At 46.6% G+C, this 19,634-nt stretch carries 22 protein-coding genes and 1 pseudogene; 21 read left to right on the forward strand and 2 right to left on the reverse strand.

The window, feature by feature from the left end; translation table 11 throughout:
* Nucleotides 1-351: 351 nt before the first annotated feature.
* Nucleotides 352-1,119 (reverse strand): Uma2 family endonuclease, encoded by a 768-nt coding sequence (locus F6J90_RS16065; protein ID WP_070396851.1) that lies wholly within the window; start codon nucleotides 1,117-1,119, stop codon nucleotides 352-354.
* Between the two features lie 452 nt (nucleotides 1,120-1,571).
* Here F6J90_RS16065 and F6J90_RS16070 point away from each other — a divergent pair, with 452 nt between their 5' ends.
* From F6J90_RS16070 to F6J90_RS16110, 9 genes are all read left to right on the forward strand, one after another.
* Complete coding sequence (locus tag F6J90_RS16070; RefSeq protein ID WP_293095388.1) at nucleotides 1,572-3,977, forward strand: ATP-binding protein; 2,406 nt, start codon at nucleotides 1,572-1,574, stop codon at nucleotides 3,975-3,977.
* A 192-nt stretch (nucleotides 3,978-4,169) separates the two neighbouring features.
* Nucleotides 4,170-4,757 (forward strand): DUF4255 domain-containing protein, encoded by a 588-nt coding sequence (locus F6J90_RS16075; protein ID WP_293095391.1) that lies wholly within the window; start codon nucleotides 4,170-4,172, stop codon nucleotides 4,755-4,757.
* A gap of 225 nt (nucleotides 4,758-4,982) precedes the next feature.
* Complete coding sequence (locus tag F6J90_RS16080) at nucleotides 4,983-5,681, forward strand: carboxypeptidase-like regulatory domain-containing protein (RefSeq protein WP_293095394.1); 699 nt, start codon at nucleotides 4,983-4,985, stop codon at nucleotides 5,679-5,681.
* A gap of 335 nt (nucleotides 5,682-6,016) precedes the next feature.
* Entirely contained in the window at nucleotides 6,017-7,252 is a 1,236-nt protein-coding gene (locus F6J90_RS16085; RefSeq protein ID WP_293095397.1) for a phage tail sheath subtilisin-like domain-containing protein, read from the forward strand.
* Between the two features lie 87 nt (nucleotides 7,253-7,339).
* Entirely contained in the window at nucleotides 7,340-8,575 is a 1,236-nt protein-coding gene (locus F6J90_RS16090) for a phage tail sheath subtilisin-like domain-containing protein (RefSeq protein WP_293095400.1), read from the forward strand.
* 87 nt (nucleotides 8,576-8,662) lie between these two features.
* On the forward strand, nucleotides 8,663-9,907 hold the full coding sequence (locus F6J90_RS16095) for a phage tail sheath subtilisin-like domain-containing protein (RefSeq protein WP_293095403.1): 1,245 nt from the start codon (nucleotides 8,663-8,665) through the stop codon (nucleotides 9,905-9,907).
* Nucleotides 9,908-10,022: 115 nt separating this feature from the next.
* Nucleotides 10,023-10,217: a hypothetical protein gene (locus F6J90_RS16100; protein ID WP_293095405.1), complete on the forward strand. Its 195-nt coding sequence runs from the start codon at nucleotides 10,023-10,025 to the stop codon at nucleotides 10,215-10,217.
* Nucleotides 10,162-11,319, forward strand: a complete 1,158-nt coding sequence (locus tag F6J90_RS16105) for a phage tail sheath subtilisin-like domain-containing protein (protein ID WP_293095407.1) — start codon at nucleotides 10,162-10,164, stop codon at nucleotides 11,317-11,319. Before F6J90_RS16100 ends, F6J90_RS16105 begins: the two co-directional genes overlap by 56 nt.
* A 159-nt stretch (nucleotides 11,320-11,478) precedes the next feature.
* Nucleotides 11,479-11,937 carry a phage tail protein gene (locus F6J90_RS16110; RefSeq protein WP_008184132.1) on the forward strand — a complete coding sequence of 153 codons (459 nt, stop codon included), beginning with the start codon at nucleotides 11,479-11,481 and terminating at the stop codon, nucleotides 11,935-11,937.
* Here the strand turns inward: F6J90_RS16110 and F6J90_RS16115 are convergent.
* Complete coding sequence (locus tag F6J90_RS16115) at nucleotides 11,887-12,081, reverse strand: hypothetical protein (RefSeq protein ID WP_293095411.1); 195 nt, start codon at nucleotides 12,079-12,081, stop codon at nucleotides 11,887-11,889. The two genes, F6J90_RS16110 and F6J90_RS16115, sit on opposite strands and share 51 nt — an antisense overlap.
* Nucleotides 12,082-12,129: 48 nt before the next feature.
* Here F6J90_RS16115 and F6J90_RS16120 point away from each other — a divergent pair, with 48 nt between their 5' ends.
* The 12 genes and pseudogenes from F6J90_RS16120 to F6J90_RS16170 all read left to right on the forward strand — a co-directional run bounded on the left by F6J90_RS16120 (nucleotide 12,130) and on the right by F6J90_RS16170 (nucleotide 19,632).
* Complete coding sequence (locus tag F6J90_RS16120) at nucleotides 12,130-12,312, forward strand: hypothetical protein (RefSeq protein ID WP_293095413.1); 183 nt, start codon at nucleotides 12,130-12,132, stop codon at nucleotides 12,310-12,312.
* Between the two features lie 25 nt (nucleotides 12,313-12,337).
* Nucleotides 12,338-12,616, forward strand: a complete 279-nt coding sequence (locus tag F6J90_RS16125) for a phage tail assembly protein (RefSeq protein ID WP_293095416.1) — start codon at nucleotides 12,338-12,340, stop codon at nucleotides 12,614-12,616.
* A gap of 14 nt (nucleotides 12,617-12,630) precedes the next feature.
* Nucleotides 12,631-12,786, forward strand: a pseudogene (locus tag F6J90_RS43610) (DUF6760 family protein); the annotation flags it as partial.
* Nucleotides 12,787-12,826: 40 nt separating this feature from the next.
* Entirely contained in the window at nucleotides 12,827-13,378 is a 552-nt protein-coding gene (locus F6J90_RS16130) for a phage tail protein (RefSeq protein ID WP_287310951.1), read from the forward strand.
* Nucleotides 13,378-14,913, forward strand: coding sequence for a hypothetical protein (locus F6J90_RS16135; RefSeq protein ID WP_293095420.1), 1,536 nt, complete (start codon nucleotides 13,378-13,380; stop codon nucleotides 14,911-14,913). Before F6J90_RS16130 ends, F6J90_RS16135 begins: the two co-directional genes overlap by 1 nt.
* Nucleotides 14,904-15,716 (forward strand): LysM peptidoglycan-binding domain-containing protein, encoded by an 813-nt coding sequence (locus F6J90_RS16140; RefSeq protein ID WP_293095423.1) that lies wholly within the window; start codon nucleotides 14,904-14,906, stop codon nucleotides 15,714-15,716. Before F6J90_RS16135 ends, F6J90_RS16140 begins: the two co-directional genes overlap by 10 nt.
* Nucleotides 15,717-15,826: 110 nt before the next feature.
* Nucleotides 15,827-16,903, forward strand: a complete 1,077-nt coding sequence (locus F6J90_RS16145; RefSeq protein ID WP_293095427.1) for a contractile injection system protein, VgrG/Pvc8 family — start codon at nucleotides 15,827-15,829, stop codon at nucleotides 16,901-16,903.
* 275 nt (nucleotides 16,904-17,178) lie between these two features.
* Entirely contained in the window at nucleotides 17,179-18,018 is an 840-nt protein-coding gene (locus F6J90_RS16150; RefSeq protein WP_293095430.1) for a phage baseplate assembly protein V, read from the forward strand.
* Between the two features lie 285 nt (nucleotides 18,019-18,303).
* Nucleotides 18,304-18,729 carry a PAAR domain-containing protein gene (locus F6J90_RS16155; protein ID WP_293095433.1) on the forward strand — a complete coding sequence of 142 codons (426 nt, stop codon included), beginning with the start codon at nucleotides 18,304-18,306 and terminating at the stop codon, nucleotides 18,727-18,729.
* A 146-nt stretch (nucleotides 18,730-18,875) separates the two neighbouring features.
* Nucleotides 18,876-19,265, forward strand: a complete 390-nt coding sequence (locus F6J90_RS16160; RefSeq protein WP_293095435.1) for a GPW/gp25 family protein — start codon at nucleotides 18,876-18,878, stop codon at nucleotides 19,263-19,265.
* Between the two features lie 13 nt (nucleotides 19,266-19,278).
* The gene (locus tag F6J90_RS16165) at nucleotides 19,279-19,419 is read left to right on the forward strand and encodes a hypothetical protein (RefSeq protein ID WP_293095438.1); all 141 of its coding nucleotides are present in this window, start codon (nucleotides 19,279-19,281) and stop codon (nucleotides 19,417-19,419) included.
* Nucleotides 19,420-19,491: 72 nt separating this feature from the next.
* The gene (locus tag F6J90_RS16170) at nucleotides 19,492-19,632 is read left to right on the forward strand and encodes a hypothetical protein (protein ID WP_293095441.1); all 141 of its coding nucleotides are present in this window, start codon (nucleotides 19,492-19,494) and stop codon (nucleotides 19,630-19,632) included.
* Nucleotides 19,633-19,634 lie beyond the last annotated feature (2 nt).

Below are 19,634 nucleotides of genomic sequence, written 5' to 3' on the forward strand. Positions count from 1 at the left end.
CTATAGCATTTTTATTTGAGTTATGAACATAGGATTGATGCTAAAAGGGAACAGGGAACAGGGAACAGGAAACAGTAGGAAACAGCTCCGAAGAGTTTTTAATGTTAGTGCGTACGCTCTTGTCTGGTGGGCAAATGGGCATGATATTTGATCTAATTGCCAAACTCTCGTTATTTGCCCACCCTACCCTACTTTTTCAAAAACACTCTTCGGCAATAGAAAGCTAATATCATTTTATAACATTTACCCTGAATAAAAATCTCCCCCATCTCCTAATCTCCCTATCTCCCCCTCTCTCCACCCTCCCCACACTTCTTTTAGTTATAGATTTACCAATATGAGATGCACCCTTCAATCTTCTGGCTCTACACCCATTGCTCGCAATTGAGCTGCTAGACGTTCAGCTCGTTGATGTTCTCGTTCAGCTCGTTGACGTTCTTGTTCAACTAGCTGTCTTTCTTTCTCAACCGGTGTAGGAATCCAATTTCCGGCTGCATCGTACCAACGCAACCAAAGTCGGTTTAACTCTTGATAGTTTCCTGACCACAATCCTAAACCTAATTCTATTTCTGGAAGCCAGAATTTGTCACGGTTGAGAATCACTTCCCGATAGCTATTGCGCACTAACTCAAACAAGCGTAGTTTATTGCTATTACCATCGAAGACTACGTAATAGGGAATCCGTAGCATCCGTTCGTAAACTTCCCATTTAGTTGGGGGTTGGTTGGCTTGTGGCCTAACTTCTCCTAAGTCTTCTTTCTGTGTACTTGGAGAAAGGAATTCGATGGCAATAAAAGGAGCTACTCCTTCCTGCCAGATCACGTAACTCAACCGGGATTCTCTTTGTTCGTACAAACGATCCACTCCCAAGACAGCAAACCAATCGGGACGTTTATACCAAGTAGGATGTTTCAGATTGTAGTAAATATTCAGATCGCTAGCAACGAGAATTTGGTTTCTAGGATAATTGGGGGGGAAAAACGTTTTTTCCAGTAAGTCTGCTTGCCATATATGGTATTGATCTGGCAATCCTGAATCCTCCTTTTCCTCGCTAGGTAGATCGTACATTGTCGGTAGGATTTCTTTCGGGGGTCGGGGTGGATCGGTTTGTTGATACATAAGCAAAGGGAGTAGGGAGTAGGGAATAGGGAGTAGGGAACAGGGAACAGGGAACAGGGAACAGGGAACAGGGAATAAAATTCCCACAATTCCTACACGGATTGCTATAACTTCGATTTTAGATTTTATATTGATGATTGGGTCTACGTTGGTGCGCCCCTACTCGTGGATTCGCGCTAACCCTTGGTTTTGCCAAAGTGCGTTCGCGAAGCGTGACCTACGGTCAATCGCTCAACTCAGGTGGGCAAATGGACATGATCACTGATCAAATTGCCAAACTCTCATTATTTGCACCCTACTAGCAGATTAAAGCAATAGCTGAGCCAGTATAGCGTTTTTTAACCTAATGAGGTACACATGATGTTTTCTGTCTTCCCTATTCTGACTCTACTTATCCCTGCTCCGAAGTCCCTGTTCCCTGTTCCCTGTTCCCTGTTCCCTTGCTATAATCCATGATTAACCAAACCCAGGTATTCCCTCCCAACCCCCAATTTCAGCAACTCTTTCTGCTGTTACAGCGCTTAGACGGACTGCTAGAACAAGCTTTAGCCGCTGCCCAAGATACCTATGGTTCCATGGCTGCAACTAATCCCTATCGGGGGATGCAAGTTGACCAGGAAGAAGTGGAACAGTTGCTGACTCATCCACCAGGAACACCAGTATTGCAGGTAGATACAGAAACATCACAGGAGTTCCCCTCTGATGCTATCCTGGAAGGCTCATCTCTAGCATGGCTGCAAGAAACCTTTGCCCTCTCTGCCTTTGATGTCGATATTATTGCGATCGCTCTCGCTCCAGAACTAGACCGGCGCTATGAACGCATTTATACCTATCTCCAAGACGATATCCGGTGTAAACGACCCACTGTGGATCTCGTCCTGAATCTGCTCTGTCCAACTGGGGAAGCGAAACTGGCGCGGCGTAGTCACTTTACCCCGGAAGCTCCTCTCCTACGTCATAGTCTACTACACCTGGTCTCGGACCCTAATCAGCTCCAGCCTACTCTGCTCGCTCACAATCTTAAACTGGATGGGCTAGTCCTGGCTCTGCTGTTGGGAGAAACAGGATTAGATCAGCGATTAGAACCCTTCTGTAGGTTAATTGAGCCGACTATTTCCCTGGAAGAACTACCGTTACATCAGGAAGTAAAGCAGGCTTTATTAACAATAGTTGTCGAAGATTGGCAAGCAAGCAAACCCCTGGCACTGTATTTTGAGGGTGCAGATACCAGTGGTAAGTACCGTACCGCCCAAGCTCTGGCCAGGACTGTGCAAGCACCATTGCTAACAGTAAATTTAACTCGGATTGTAGAAGCCAAAGCTGAGTTGGAGCCAACCCTGAAACTAGCTTACCGTCAAGCCTGGTTTCAGAAAGCTTTACTTTACCTAGAAGGACTAGAAACTCTACAACAAACTATAGAAAGTTCGGAGAATTCCAGTCAATATTTATCTGTGCTAAAAATCATAGCAGACCATCAAGGAATTACTATCCTCGCTGGTGAAAAACCCTGGAGGCCAGAGAAAACGATAGCAATCGGAATCGTTACCGTTCCTTTTCCTATCCCTGAGTTTACCGTTCGTCGCTGTTGCTGGCAGAATCAACTAACCGCAGCCGGTATTTCCCTAGACGGACCAGAGCTAGATGCGTTATGCGATCGCTTCCGCCTCAATTCCGAGCAAATTACCGATGCCGTGATCGATGCCTGTAATCGAGCCCGTTGGCGTATTGCAGGGGAACATGTAGATACGGGACATGTTCCATCTGGCAACAAAGGAACAGGGGAGAATAGAATCGTTTCCTCTTCCCACACTCCCCACACTCCCCACACTCCCCACACTCCCCACACCTCCCCCACTCCCCACACTCCCCACACCTCCCCCACTCCCCACACTCCCCACACTCCCCACACTCCCCACACCTCCCACCCTCCCCACACTTCCCCCACTCCCCACACTCCCAACCTCCCACACTGCCTTCAAAAACCCACCTTGTCCGAACTATTTGCAGCAGCCCGTGCCCAATCTGGTCATCAACTAGGTTCCTTGGCACGTCAGATTCAGCCTAAGTACAGCTGGGATGATATTGTCCTGCCAGCTAATCAAAAGGCTCAGTTGCGGGAAATTTGTAATCAAGCCAAATACCGACAGCTAGTGTGGGAAGAGTGGGACTTCCAGAGCAAGCTTTCCCTGGGCAGAGGACTGAATGTGATGTTTTCTGGGCCACCAGGGACTGGTAAAACCATGGCAGCGGAAATTATTGCCCACGAATTAGAGCTTGACCTCTATAAGATTGACCTGTCCCAAGTGGTCAGTAAGTATATCGGGGAGACAGAAAAAAACCTCAATCGCATTTTTACAGCTGCTGCCAATGCCAACGCCATTCTCCTGTTTGATGAAGCAGATTCGCTTTTTGGCAAGCGCTCTGAAATTAGCAGTGCCCATGACCGCTACGCCAATATTGAGGTTGGCTATCTCCTGCAAAAGATGGAGGAGTACGAAGGAGTGGCGATTTTGACCACCAACCTACGGACTAATATGGATGATGCCTTTGTCCGGCGATTACGTTTTATTATTGAGTTTCCTTTTCCTAATCTCAAAGACCGCCGCCGGATCTGGGAGCAAATCTGGCCTAGTCGTGTACCTCGCTCCGAGGAACTGGATTTAGATTTTATCGCCCGTCACTGCGAGATTGCTGGGGGCAATATTCGTAATATTGCTCTAGCTGCTGCTTTTATAGCAGCAGATGATGGTGGAATTGTCAAGATGAATCACCTGCTGCGTGCAGTCCGGCGAGAGTATCAGAAGATGGGAAAAGTGTTAATAGAGGGTGATTTTGGTCAGTATGCTGGGCTGATGTGATCATTGGTAATAACTCAAATAACTGTGCAACCGATTCACTAAGCACTGATAACTTGTATATATTTTTGTTACGGAGAAGAGTTAAGGGACAGTTTCTATTCTAAAGTTGATACTTGGTAAGTCAAATGGCTGATTGACCTCAGTCAATTTGCCAATGATTTGGCGACCTGCGCGCTTAAGTGGGGATATCCGATGATTCACGATCTGGATAAAACGTTGGAGGAATTGCTCAAGAGCGAACTCCCTCCTGACCTAATCTCCCCAGGGAGTGGTACAGCAGTTACGATTAGCTTTGCCACACCGGACAAGGATTTTAGTGTTAAGCCAGCGATTAATCTTTTTCTTTATGATGTGCGTGAGAATCTGGAGTTACGCAACACCACCTGGTCAACTGAACGCAGTAACGGTAGGGCGACCAAAAGGCGTAATCCAGTACGAGTGGATTGCTCTTACCTAATCACCGCTTGGTCTGCTCTTACAGGTACAGGTAATGGTCAAAGACCAGAACAAGAAGAGCACCAATGGCTGGGGGAGGTAATGAAAGTGCTACTGCGTCATCGTATGATTCCAGCGGCTGTATTACAGGGAAACCTCAGGGGGATGGAACCTCCGATCAGGACAGTTAGTCTGAGTCAGAGCAACCTACAAAGTTTGGGGGAATTCTGGCAAGCAATGGGAGGAAAGCCCAGACCAGCATTGAACTACACCCTGACTATGGCTGTGGAAGTCGATGATCCGGTTGACGCAGGAACTTTGGTAACCGATATGAGGATTGGGTGAGGGTAGGCAACAGGCAACAGGCAACAGGCAACAGGAGACTCGTATCTATGGTGTTTATTTGATTTAATATGCAGTTTAAATGCACAACAGCTTACTACTCTCAAAGTCCCCCGCCCCCCTAACCCCCCAATACTGGGGGGAATTAGCGGATGCTTCGCTTTTTGACAGAGGGGGACCCACGGGGGCAATGGGTAAATCCTGTAGTTGACTAAGGAGATTTTGCTGGTGTCAAATCAGATCAGGTTGGAGGCAATCCGCCATCGGGTCGCCATCGCCGGGCAGGTTAAAGATGCCCAAACTCAGCAGGTGATTCCAGGAGCAGTGGTCGAGATTGCCGATATGCCCGAAAGCTTCAAAAGCAAGATAGATCTGCTAGCTGGCCTGTACGGAGATGACTGGGAAAAGAGGGTCAACGGACCTGACCGCACTCGTACCAGAGTTGACGGCTATTTTTACTTTCAGGATCTCCCTGATGGGCTATATACCTTGACGGCTTCCTTGGCAGGTGCAGGTACTCGCTATAGTGATGACCCAACCATCAAAACTATACCGCCTGGTTCTGATGCGGAATCCGATCAGACCGAGGTTCAGGTGTCATCAGATCCAGAAACTGGTGCGATCGCCATACCTACAGTTAATTTCTATTTCCAACCAACTGCTCTATTGGGTAACGTCACCAACTCAGACGATGAAGCTGTGGTTATGGCCAAAGTTGAAATTGAGGGGAGTGGTGAGTATACTTTTACTGACAACGATGGCAACTATCTCCTGAGTAGTCTGGAAGGATCTAGGAATACATCAAGTCCTCGCCAGGTTATAGTTAAGGTTGTTGCCCAAGGCTACCAGCAAGAAACCTCTCAACTTGTAGACTTGAACCAAGGGCAAGTGACCACGCACAATTTCTCTGTGATCAGAGTAAATTAAGTAGAAATAGTAAATGAAGTAAAAAGTATTTGGGGTCATATACAATAGTTAGATAACCTTGCTGAAATCGAGGCTTTGATTTGATTGATTCAAGGAGTTAAAAAGAATGCCAACCTAATTTATGCCTAGGTGTCTAGGTTGAGGAAATCCCCTCTGGTTCTGCTCCAAACTTAGTGACTTTAACCAAGGGCAATAACCAAGGGCAAGTGGCCACTAAATATTTTTCTCTCACCAGAAAAAATAGGGTAGGAAGCATCTAGTTATCTCAACCGAAAAGTTAGAGAACTTTGCTGAAATCGAGGCTTTGATTTGATTGATTCAAGGAGTTAAAGAGAATGCCAACCTATTTATCGCCCGGTGTATACGTTGAAGAAGTAGCCTCTGGTTCTGCTCCCATCGCTGGCGTAGGAACTAGTACCGCCGGTTTTATTGGTAGAATACCAGACTCAATTGACATTCCAGAACCCAACCCAAACTATGACCCAAGCCAACCCACCGATGAAACTACCAATCCAACTTATATTACAACCCCTTTTGCCCCTGTAAAAGCTGGTGAAGTCAAACTATGTACTAACTTTAGCGAGTTCAAAAAATTCTTTGGCAACTTCTCATTTAATTCATATCACCGTTATCTAGTCCACGCCGTCTATGGATTTTTTAACAACGGCGGTACTCGCTGCTACGTGGTGCGGGTTGCAGAGAGACATCACATTACGGCTGAGTTTCTAGAAGAAACATTTGGAGCTATTGACGAAATTGCTATGGTTGCCGTTCCTGGTATTGCCAACGTCAATATTAACAATGCCATCATCACTCACTGTCAGAATACTCAGGACCGCTTTGCTATCTTAGATAGTCCAAGAGATTGGGATGATGATACCTGGAAGACGATGCAACCAGGGGATGAAAATCTCCCAGGCAGATCGGATTATGCCGCTTTTTATTTCCCCTGGATTAAAGCATTTGATCCAGCCTATAAGATAAACAACCCGAACACTGATGCTGTGTTCAATGTACCGCCCAGTGGTCATTTAGCTGGGATCTATGCTCGGGTCGATCAACAACGAGGAGTCCACAAAGCCCCAGCTAATGAAACTATACGAGGAGCATTGGGTCTACAGTACAACATCACCAAAGCCCAGCAGGATGGACTCAACCCCCAAGGCATCAACTGCATCCGCAATCTCAACGGTAATATCCGAGTCTGGGGGGCACGTACCCTCGGTGGTGATGCCAATGGTGAATTTAAATACATCAACATCCGTCGTCTATTCAATTATCTGCGAGAATCAATTGATCAGGGCACTCAATGGACTGTGTTTGAACCGAATAATCCGGAACTGTGGAGTAAGATTACCCGCAATGTCAATGCGTTCTTAACTAATGTCTGGAGTACAGGGGCATTATTTGGCAATACACCAGAGGAAGCTTTCTACGTCAAATGTGATGAAGAAACCAATCCCCCAGAAGTCAGAGATTTGGGTCAGGTGGTAACAGAAATTGGAGTAGCAGTAACCAAGCCAGCGGAATTTGTTATTTTCCGCATCAGTCAATGGTCAGGTAGTCAGTAGGGGCGCACCGCTGTGCGTTTGTACAAGAAGCGTAGGCACTTTGCTGAGATCCAGCCTTTGATTTAACTATTTCAAGGAATTTAGAAAATGCCAACCTATTTATCACCAGGAGTATACGTTGAGGAAGTAGCCTCTGGTTCTGCCCCCATCGCTGGGGTAGGAACTAGTACTGCCGGTTTTATTGGTGCCTTTGCAGACTCAATTAACATTGTAGAACCCAACCCAGACTATGACCCAAGCCAACCTATTAATAAAAAAACCAATCCAGCTCATATTACAACCACTTTTTCCCCTGTAAACGTTGGTGAGGTCAAACTATGTACTAACTTTAGTGAGTTCAAGAAGTTCTTTGGCAACTTCACATTGGGGGCAAATCAGAATAAGCTAGTTCATGCCGTCTATGGATTTTTTAACAACGGCGGTACTCGCTGCTACGTGGTGCGGGTGCTGAATAAAAACATAAGTCATATTACAGCTGAGTTTTTAGAAAAAAAATTTGGATCCATTGACGAAATCGCAATTGTCGCTGCTCCTGGTATTACTGACAAAAATGTCAGCGATGCCATCATCACTCACTGTCAGAATACTCAGGACCGCTTTGCTATCTTGGATAGTCCCAGCGATTTAGATGGGTCGAAGACTATGCAACCGGGAGATGACAATGTCCCAGGCAGATCCGATTATGCCGCTTTTTATTTGCCCTGGATTCAAGTCTTTGATCCCGCTACCAAAATGGAAAACCCCAACGGCGATGGTCTGATCTATGTACCTCCTAGTGGTCATTTAGCTGGTATTTATGCTCGGGTCGATCAACAACGAGGAGTCCACAAAGCCCCAGCTAATGAAACTATACGAGGAGCATTGGGTCTACAGCACAATATCGGCAAAGCCGAACAGGGGGAACTTAACAAACACGGCATCAACTGCATCCGCAATCTCAACGGCAATATCCGAGTCTGGGGGGCACGTACCCTCGGTGGTGATGCCAATGGTGAATTTAAATACATCAACGTCCGCCGCTTGTTCAATTATCTGCGAGAATCGATAGATGAGGGCACTCAATGGAGTGTGTTTGAACCGAATAATCCCGAACTGTGGAGTAAAATTACCCGCAATGTCAATGCGTTCTTAACTAATATGTGGAGTACAGGGGCATTATTCGGCAATACACCAGAGGAAGCTTTCTACGTCAAATGTGATGAAGAAACCAATCCCCCAGAAGTGAGAGATTTGGGTCAGGTGGTAACAGAAATTGGAGTAGCAGTGGCCAAGCCAGCGGAATTTGTTATTTTCCGCATCAGTCAATTGTCAGGTAGTCAATAGCGGCGCACCGCTGTGCGCCCGTACCAGAAGCGTACGCACTTTGCTGAGATCCAGCCTTTAATTTAACTATTTCAAGGAGTTTAGAAAATGCCAACCTATTTATCACCCGGTGTATACGTTGAGGAAGTAGCCTCTGGTTCTGCTCCCATCGCTGGCGTAGGAACTAGTACTGCCGGTTTTATTGGTACAATACCAGACTCAATTGACATTCCAGAACCTAACCCAAACTATGACCCAAGCCAAGACATAGATCCAACCAATAATCCAGCTCATATTACAAGCCCTTTTACATCTCCTGTTACTAGTGGTGAAGTCAAACTATGTACTAACTTTAGTGAGTTCAAGAAGTTCTTTGGAGACTTCTCAACCGATCCCGGTCAACGTCAGCTAGCTCACGCCGTCTATGGCTTCTTTAACAACGGTGGTACTCGCTGCTACGTGGTGCGGGCAGCAGCAGAGAGTGAGATTACCGCTGACTTCCTAGAAAATACATTTGAGCCTATTGACGAAATTGCGATCGTGGCTGCCCCTGGCATTACCGACAGCAGTGTTCTCGATGCCATCATCACTCACTGTCAACAGAAGACCCAGGATCGCTTTGCTATCTTGGATAGTCAGGAAAATTTGGATGGTACTTGGAAGACCATGCAACCAGGGGATGGCAATGTCCCAGGCCGATCCGATTATGCTGCTTTTTACTTCCCCTGGATTCAAGTCTTCGATCCAGCCACAAATACACAGAATCCCAAAGGGGATGGTCTGCTGTATGTACCGCCTAGTGGTCATCTCGCCGGTCTCTATGCCCGCGTCGATACACAACGAGGAGTCCACAAAGCCCCAGCCAATGAAACAATATTAGGAGCATTGGGTCTGAGGTACAACATCAGCAAAGCCCAGCAGGATGGACTCAACCCCCAAGGCATCAATTGCATCCGTAATCTCAATGGCAATATTCGAGTTTGGGGAGCACGCACCATCGGTGGTGATGCCAATGGAGAGTTCAAGTACATCAACGTCCGTCGTCTATTCAATTATCTGCGGGAATCCATTGACGAAGGTACTCAGTGGATTGTATTTGAACCCAATAATCCTGAACTTTGGGCGCAGATTACCCGCAATATTAATGCTTTCCTGACCAATGTCTGGAGTACGGGGGCTTTATTTGGCAATACACCAGAAGAAGCCTTTTACGTCAAGTGTGATGAAGAAACCAATCCCCCAGAAGTCAGAGATTTAGGTCAGGTAGTAACAGAAATTGGTGTGGCAGTGACCAAGCCAGCTGAATTTGTGGTGTTCCGCCTTAGCCAGTGGGCAAGTCCTAGTGGTAGCTAGGCCACTAGGGAATAGGGAATAGGGAATAGGGAGTAGGGAGTAGGGAGCGGTGCGCTTTCCGTTGGCGAATTAAATTCGCCACGGGTCGCACCTCTGCACCGCTTTGCGTCAATTCTTGTCCACTGTTCCCTGTTCCCTGTTCCCTGTTCCCTGTTCCCTGTTCCCTGTTCCCTGTTCCCTGTTCCCTGTTCCCTGTTCCCTGTTCCCTGTTCCCTGTTCCCTGTTCCCGACTTCTGCAAGAAGTCTATTAAACTATGGTAACTTCCCAGCAACTGACACCGGGTGTCTACCGAGAGGAAATATTCCCTAAACCAGGACCTGGACTCCTCACAGGTGTACCCGCATTTCTAGGATTTGCCGAGACTGGACCAATTAACTCCCCCCAACAAATTACCCTGTGGTCTCAATTCACAGAAACCTTTGGTCAGCCTCTAGCTGACGGTTACCTGGGTTACGCTGTACGTGGCTTCTTTGAAAATGGTGGCAGCTTGTGCTTAGTTGTGCGGCTAGAAGACACAGTTTCTCTGACAGAAGCACTGGGAGGACCGGGAGATGATAGTGGGGGACTAGAAGCGATCGCATCCTTGAATGAAATCGATTTGGTCTGTGTGCCGGATCTAATGGCAGGAAACCCTAACCACGATGACGTGTTGAGGATGCAGAATGCTATCTTAGAACACTGTGATCGGCAAGGCGATCGCTTTGCCATCTTAGACTCGCTCCCTCCAGGAGCAGTACCAGTGACTCAGTCTATAGAGAGGGTAACAGAGCAAAGGTCGAAACTCCAGGGGAAAAGCGGTGCTTTGTATTATCCCTGGATTAAAGCTGAAAACGGTCCCGACTGGATGCCCCCCTGTGGTCACATTGCTGGAGTTTACGCCCGTAGCGACCAACAATTTGGCGTTCACAAAGCACCGGCAAATGAGACTATCGAAGGCATAGTCGATCTAGAGTTCAGTCTGACCAATCGCGAGCAGGACATTCTCAATCCCCTTGGGGTTAATTGCCTGCGGGCTTTTCCCGGACGAGGTATTCGAGTGTGGGGAGCACGTACTCTCAGTGAGGATGCAAATTGGACTTATGTCAACGTACAACGGTTATTTCTGACAGTGGGCAGATGGCTGGAACTGAACCTGATAGATATAGCTTTTGAGCCAAACGATCTGAGATTATGGGTCCAGATTGAACGAGAGTTAAGCGCCTATTTTGAAGACTTACTCGAACAAGGTGCTCTCAAAGGAACAACAGAACAGACAGCTTTCTACATTAAATGTGATGCTGAAACGAACCCACCAGAAGTAAGAGAAGCAGGGATGGTGGTCACAGAAATTGGTTTAGCACCTGCTATTCCTAGTGAATTGATCACTGTGCGTATTATTCTCGGTGCTAGTGGTGTGAAAGTAGCAGCATAGGTCTGGGTTACAGGATTTACGCAAAGCCCCCTAAATCCCCCAATTCTGGGGGACTTTGAAATCATTCCCCCCCAAAATTGGGGGGTTAGGGGGGCAAAACCAACTAAACTTCGTAAGTCCTACATTACCAATTATTAAGATATTAGGAGGTTTTTGACGATGGTATTTTCTCGAAAAGATCCATACAGAGGTTACAACTTCAAAGTAGAAATCGATGGTATCACCCGCGCCGGTTTCAGAAGCTGCTCAGGGATAGACACCACTCAGGAAATTAGCACCTATCGAGAGGGTACCGATAGAATGCTGAATATGCGCCAAATTCCTGGTATGCTCACCCTCTCCCAAGTTACTCTCAGTCGCGGCATTACTGATGACAGGGAATTATGGGACTGGCGAACCAAGGTAGCAACCGCCAAAGACCCCTCCGAGTATCGCAAAAATATGTCTATCGTCCTCTGGGATGATGCCGGAAATGAAAAAGTGCGCTGGAACCTGATTAACTGTTGGCCAGTTAAGTGGACAGGCCCAAGCCTTGATGCTACTTCCAATGAATTAGCCATTGAAACCCTAGAAATTGTCCACGAAGGGGTAACCGTAGAAAACGGTAAGTGGCAGTAGGGAGTAGGGAGTAGGGAGTAGGGTGTAGGGAGTAGGGAGTAGGGTGTAGGGAGTAGGGTGTAGGGTGTAGGGTGTAGGGTGTAGGGTGTAGGGTGTCAGGTAGGCAGTGCCTACCAAACCGATTGGCCAGCTTGGTAAATCCATCTGATATCATCATGTCAGGATAATTACCCTTAATCAAAACCTACCCCTGTGAGATCTCCCCATCTCCCCATCTCCCCATCTCCCCATCTCCCCATTTCCCCATCTCCCCACCCTCCCGACTCCCGATTCCCGATTCCCGACTCCCTGTTCCCTGTTCCCTATTTCCTACAACATGATGCAGACAGAGTTCCCGTTTACCCTACCCCAGGGCTACGTAGATTCCGAGGGTAATCTTCATCAAGAAGGCATGATGCGGATGTCCACAGCCTACGATGAGATTATGCCGTTAAAAGACCCTAGGGTTCAGGCTAATCCAGGTTACTTGGTGATTATTCTGCTGTCGCGGGTGATCACTCGTCTGGGCAGCTTAGACTATATCAATCCTGCCATGATTGAGGGTCTATTCTCTGCTGACTTAGCCTATCTCCAAGACCTCTATCAACGGATTAACCAAAACGGTCACAGCCGCCTTTTGGTTTCTTGTCCTCACTGTCAAGGAGAGTTTGAAGTGGAGACTGCTACTTTGGGGGAGTAACTTGCTACCCCTCCGAGAGGCTGTTAGAGGAGGTAGCCTATATTGCTTATCACTTGCACTGGTCTTACGACCAGATTATGAGTCTGGATCATCAAGAAAGACAGCGCTGGGTGGCACAAGTAGCAAGTATCAATGAGAAATTGAATGACCAGGTAATTGGGTTACGGTAATTGGGTTATGGTTTACTTTCATTAATCGTAGGAGTGAGTTATGGCAAGTTTAGGATCGGTTGTGCCTTTAGGAGCAAATGCGGCTTACGCTGGAGTGACTGGGGCGTTGGGAGCTCGCCTTGACCCCTACCAAGGTTTTAATTTCCTGATTGAAATTGGGGGGTTAATAACGGGTGGGTTTAGTGAGGTCAGGGGTCTAGAAAGTGAGATTGAGGTAGAGGAACGTCCTGAGGGAGGTCAGAATCGTTATGTTCATCAGTTAGTAGGTCGAACTAAGTATCCGAATTTGATCTTCAAACATGGTCTAACCGGCATCGACAGCCTATGGAATTGGTATCAGGCCACTAGTCGAGGTGTAATTCAGCGTAAAAACGGCACAATTATGCTGCTAGACCGCCACCAGATACCAGCCATGTATTGGAATTTCAAGCAGGCTTTGCCAGTGAAGTGGACTGGTCCAGAGTTTAATGCCAACAGCAATGAGATTGCTTTCGAGACCATTGAGTTAATTCACAAGGGGATTACCAAACCACTTCTGAGTCAAGCACTATCTGGAGGACGAGCAGTTGCTGGACTAGCAGGAGGATTGTGATGACATCTCAACCTCAGGTCACTAACAATCAGACTTGGTCAGAGAGTATTAACCCAAAACTGACGAGGCGACTCCTGCGCCCTATGGTCAGCCCTGGTGTGATTGGTACTAAAGTAGCAGGGTCAATTATCTCCCGGATTCAAGGAATGACCAACGGACTGCCCTTAATGGCTAAGTTGATCCAACGCCAGCAGCCTTTAGAGGGTCAATCAGCAGCAGCAGTTCCGATCGTGTATGCTCAACCAATCCGGCCAGCAGCAGAACAGGTACAGACGGGACATATTACTTCTCCAATTACCTCTGCCAATGTGCCCTCTGGAACTAGAGAAACAGACAAGGAACTACCTTTGAGATCAACTAGATTTCAGGTCGATAAAGAAACCTCAGTACAAAAAAGTACAGGGTCAAATTCCCAGAAATCTAGAGAAAATTCTACACCCCAAACGTCAAGTTCAATCCCCTCTGAAAGGGGCAAATCGGCGACAAAATCATTGATTGTCCAGGCAAAATTTGTCAACTCCACTAAGAGGAATTCCCAGAGAGCAGATTCTGATCACAAACCCCTAGTTTCTGGTCTTGAATCGTCTAGGGAAACTAGACTATCGTCTGACTTATCCTGGCCAGTTGTGCAAGCCAAACCAATTAACTTGCAGTCATCTTCAGATGAATTGACCTCACTACCTTTAGCTGGAAGCCCCCTAAATCCCCCAATTCTGGGGGACTTTAACTCAATTTCCCCCCAAAATTGGGGGGCTAGGGGGGCGGGGGACTTGACCTCAATTTCCCCCCAAAATTGGGGGGCTAGGGGGGCGAAACCTACTGTAAAAAACAATTTAAAAAACACCAATACCACTTTGCCAACAGAGTCTAACCTACCCTTAGCCAGTTCCGGAAACCTGACCCAGTCGCCAGTGATTCAACGCTCCCCAAAGCGATCGCTAATTAAAGAGATAGTTAAGAGCCCATCCCAGGGAAACCAGCCACTGATTCAACGCACTCCGGAGCGACCAGTGGTCAAGGAGATAGTTAAGAGCCCATCCCAAGGAAACCAGCCACTGATTCAACGCACTCCTGAGCGACCAGTGGTCAAGGAGATAGTTAAGAGCCCATCCCAGGGAAACCAGCCACTGATTCAACGCACCCCCGAGCGACCGGTGGTTAGAGAAATTTCAGAAACAGATGGTTATCAATTATCTGCTCCCCTGATTTTTTCTGCCTCTGGGGTGAATGGAAGGTCATTTTCTGGCAACGGACTAGGAGTTAGTAGTTCGCCATCTATTGCTGATAATGGCTCTGGAGTTATCCAAAGAATGCCATCTGCCAACGGTGCATCAGTATCAACACCTCTATCAACTACTAGGTTACAGTCAACTACTGTGATTCAGAAAGCATCAGAAAATACCACAAGCGCTACCACAAGTAGTCAGTCTTTCGAGGACATTGATGTTGATGAACTAGTAGACAAAGTACACCATAAACTGATGCAGAATCTGACCATAGAAAGTGAGCGGAGGGGATTAACACAATGGCATTAACACCGTTTAAGAATCTAGCCCAAAAAACCCTAAACCAAAGTAAACGATCAATAAGTCGCTTCTCCGGGGCAGAGTTAGATAAATTGACCATCCTCAAGGAGCAGCCAGGAAAACGGTGGCAGATGGTTTTTCCAGAAAACAAACCAATGCCTCTATTCAATCCTAATGAAATTCAAATTACCAAGACAACCCAATGGCGTCATGAAACTCTCAAAAACCGCGATCGCGGTGATACTAAATTTATTGGTGGAGATCCAGCAACCCTGACTCTTGACCTATTTTTTGATACCTACGAGGGACTACCTGGAGGTATAGCTGGGGGGCTTAAGTCTTCCCTCAAACTAATTGCATCGGCGGCAGGGGGTTCATCGGCAGTAGATGTTCGACAGTATACTAATAAAATTTTTGAGTTGACTCTGATTGACTCTGATTTGAAACGTCCTCCTGTATGTGAACTCTGGTGGGGTTCATTTAACCTAATTTTTAAGGGGTATCTTGGACAACTAACTCAACGTTTTACCCTGTTTACATCGAATGGGATGCCAGTGAGGGCAGCCCTCAACTGTACCTTTCACCAGTTCATCCCAGAAGAGGATGAGGAACGGCAAAGACCGAGTTCTCTAGCACGGGATGACGACCCAATTCACGTTGTGCGACGTGGAGAAACTCTGAGCAGCATTGCGGGTGAAGAATATAATGACCCCAGCGTCTGGCGAGAGATTGCCAAGGCTAATGGGATTACTAATCCCCGTCACCTGACACCAGGTCAAGTTCTGACCATCCCGGTACTTAATCTCACCTAAAATACACCTCTTGCAAAAGTATTGTTCTGATAGTGTTTACCTCAATTCTTGTACACTGTTCCCTGTTCCCTGTTCCCTGTTCCCGACTTCTGCAAGAAGTCTAATTAACCATGGTCTCGACAGCTCCTCAAACCAGTACCAATAGCATCGCTACCTCAGTCCCTGGCTTCAGAATTCTGATCAGGGGACAACAGTTGCGGTCTGATGTGATGGCAGTAATTGTGGATGAAAACGTTAGTACTCCCACTATGTTTACGATCAAGATTGCCAACTGGGACCAAGAAAAGCAGGAGTGGATTGATGAGCAACTGTTTAAGCTAGGCAATGAGGTAACGATTTTTATGGGCTACGGAGGAAGTAGAGGAAAGCTGCAAAAACTGATGATGGGTCAGATTACTGGTCTGGAACCAGAATTTGCCCATGGGGAAATACCTCTGTTGACAGTGCGCGGCTACGACTACAGTCATCGATTGCTTCGGGGTTACAAGACTCGCTCGTTTACTAAAAAGAAAGACAGCGATATCGCTAGAGATATTGCCAAAAAAGCCGGTCTAAAGTATGGGGGAGTAACCACAAACCTGGCTTTGGACTATGTACTACAGCATAATCAAACAGACATGGAATTTCTTAAGACCCGTGCTCAACGACTGGGTTATGAGGTAGTGGTTAAAGATAAAACTCTATATTTTCGTCCCCATCAGGATAAATCCAAGTCAGTGTTGACTCTAGTTCAACGAAAGGATTTGCTCAGTTTTTCGTCCCGACTGACCAGCTTGACCCAGGTGGAACAGGTGGAGGTGCGCGGTTGGAACCCGAAGGACAAAAAAGCCTTCATTGGGGGAACCAAACCTAGTTCTAGTAGTAACAACAGTGGTGCTAAGGCTGTAGATCAGGCTAATGGTAGTGGAAAAGAAACCACTGAACGTTTGTATCGCCCCGTGTTCAGTCAACAGGAAGCTGAGCAAATCGCTCAGGGGAGATTTAATAACATGGCCCTAGAATACATCCGTGGGGAGGGCTTGTGTGTCGGACGCGCTGACTTGCGAGCAGGTACCGTTATTACTATCCAAGGAGTGGGCAAACAGTTTAGTGGTGACTACTATGTGACCTCCACCACCCATACCTATTCCCAGAAACGAGGTTATCGCACGGCATTTAAAGTTAGGAGGAAAGGGAGTAGGGAGTAGGGAGTAGGGAGTAGGGAGTAGGGAGATGGGGAGATGGGGAGATGGGGAGTGTGGGAGTAGGGGAGATGGGGAGGGTGGGGAGTTTGGTGTTATTGTTGCTAATCCCGATTCCCGATTCCCGATTCCCGACTCCCGATTATAAATTCTAAATTCTAAATTCTAAATTCTAAATTCCCTGTTCCCTATTCCCTATTCCCTGCTCCCTGCTCCCTGCTCCCTGCTCCCTGTTCCCTAAAAATATCTACTTAAAAAAGTCGCAAACCGCTATATCAATTATGACAAGCATCGATTTACTGACTAATTTGCTAGGTCCCCCTGAAATACGAGGTCGTTTCTATGGAGTGACTATGGGAATAGTGACCAACAATGGCGATGAAGAAAACTTGGGGCGAGTCAAGGTCAAGTTTCCTTGGCTCTCAGATAATGATGAAAGCTATTGGGCTAGGGTGTTAACTCCCATGGCTGGTAATGACCGTGGTATTTACTTTTTGCCGGAGGTGAATGATGAGGTACTGGTAGCTTTTGAACAAGGTAATATCAATTTTCCCTATATCCTAGGTGGGCTTTGGAATGGCAGAGATAGACCACCTGAGTCTCCTGAAAAAGGGGAGGGAGATGGGAAAAATAAAATGATTAACAAGCGCACAATTAAGTCCCGTAGTGGTCATATTATTCGCTTAGATGATACTCAAGATAAAGAAAAAGTTGAGGTAATTTCTCATAATAGGCATACTATCCGTTTAGATGATACTAAGGAAAAAGGAAAAATTGAAGTAATTGCTCAAAGTGGTCATGCTATTCGCTTGGATGATACTAAAGGTAAAGAAAAAATTGAGGTGATTGATAACACTGGCAAAAATAGTATCATTATTAATACCAAAGATAATTCAATTACGATTGAGTCTAAGGAAGGTAAACTTAAACTTGGTGGTAAGGGTATCGAAATTATTTCCGAGGAAGATATCAAAATTACTGCCAAGAATAACCTGGATATGAAGACAGATAAGTCATTTAAAGTTAATGCTAATGGTAGCAAAGTTGAAACTAAGCAGGGGATGCACTTTAAAGCTAGTAAAGACGTGAAGATTACCGGTAATACGGTATCAATTAATTAAGCTATCAGCTATCAGCTATCAGCTATCAGCTATCAGCTATCAGCTATCAGCGATTAGCTATTAGCTATCAGTTATAAGCTATAAGCAAGAAGCTATTAGTTATCAGCTTATGATTTAGGTCCCAGCGTCGAAGCCTGTCCCACAAGGCTGACCGCTGACCACTGACCGCTGACCACTGACCACTGACCACTGACCACTGACCACTGACCACTGACCGCTGACCACTGACCGCTGACGGCTAACGGCTGAATACTGTTATCTAAGTTTTATAAAGTAGGAAAAATCATGGGTCAACCAGCAGCAAGAAAAGGCGATTTAGTTGTGACATCTTGTACGCACCAAGTCCAGGGTCAACCACCTGCTCCTGCGCCGCCTATTGTAGCGCCAATGCCAATTCCTTTCCAAGGAAAATTCGAGCAAAAGTTGAGTAAAAAGGTGAAAATTGGTGGTAAATTTGTGGCCTTAAAGGGCAGCCAGGGTAAAACCCAGGTACACCCACCGATACCGCCACCGGGAACTTCACCAATCAAGTTTGTCAAGGAACCTAACAAAACAGCTGAAATTACTAAGGGTAGTTCCTCTGTGAAAATTGAGGGTAAACCAGTGGCGCGCATTGGTGACCCAGTTAAGACCTGTAGTGAATTACCCCCTCCCCACGGCACAGTATCCCCTGGGCCTGGTAAGCCGACGAAGGTATTTATTGGCGGATGACATCATGTCCGGGTAATTAATGATAAAAAACCTTCTCCCTTGAAACCTTACTTCTTTACTTCTGCCTTCTGCCTTCTGCCTTCTGCCTTCGATTCACTTTTAGTGTAAGTATTCAACCGGAAATGATATGACTTGGAGATGGAACGATGACTACTGATTTTCTCGGAGTGGGATGGAATTTCCCCGTAGTACTCGACCCAAATAAACAAATTGATATGGCGCACTATGAGGATAGTGTCCGCCAGTCGATTTGGATGATTATGAGTACTTCTCCAGGAGAACGGCTGATGCGGCCAGATTTTGGCTGCGGTATTCATGATTTAGTATTTGCCAGCAACAGCGCTGGGACAGCTGGACAATTAACAGTGGAGGTACGCCGAGCCTTGACCCAGTGGGAACCGCGCATTGAAGTTCTAGATGTAGGTGTCTACCCGGATGAAGATCAATTTAATCGTCTCTTGATAGAAATAAACTACCAAGTGCGCCGTACTAATAATCGCTTTAACTTAGTTTATCCATTCTATTTAGACTATTAATTTGGGGTGTGGGGTGTGGGGTGTAGGGTGTGGGGTGTGGGGTGTGGGGTGTGGGGTGTGGGGTAATCGGATGGTGGGCAGTGCCACAGAATGCGATCGCATTCAAATTAATCAATCTCAAGCACTGCCCACCCTACATCAACTACTCCTCTAGCTTCCCCCTTAATAAGGGGGACGGGAGGGGGATCCCAACGGGGGATTAGTGGATTGATCCAAAACCCACCCAGTGATTAATCCCATGGTGGGCAGTGCCACAAAAGGCGATCGCAAACAAATCAATTACTCTCAAGCACTGCCCACCCTACATCTACTATCTCCCCTACTCCCCTACTCCCCTACTCCCTACTCCCTACTCCCTACTCCCTAATT

The sequence above is a fragment of the Moorena sp. SIOASIH genome, from assembly GCF_010671925.1.
Classification (GTDB): Bacteria; Cyanobacteriota; Cyanobacteriia; order Cyanobacteriales; family Coleofasciculaceae; genus Moorena.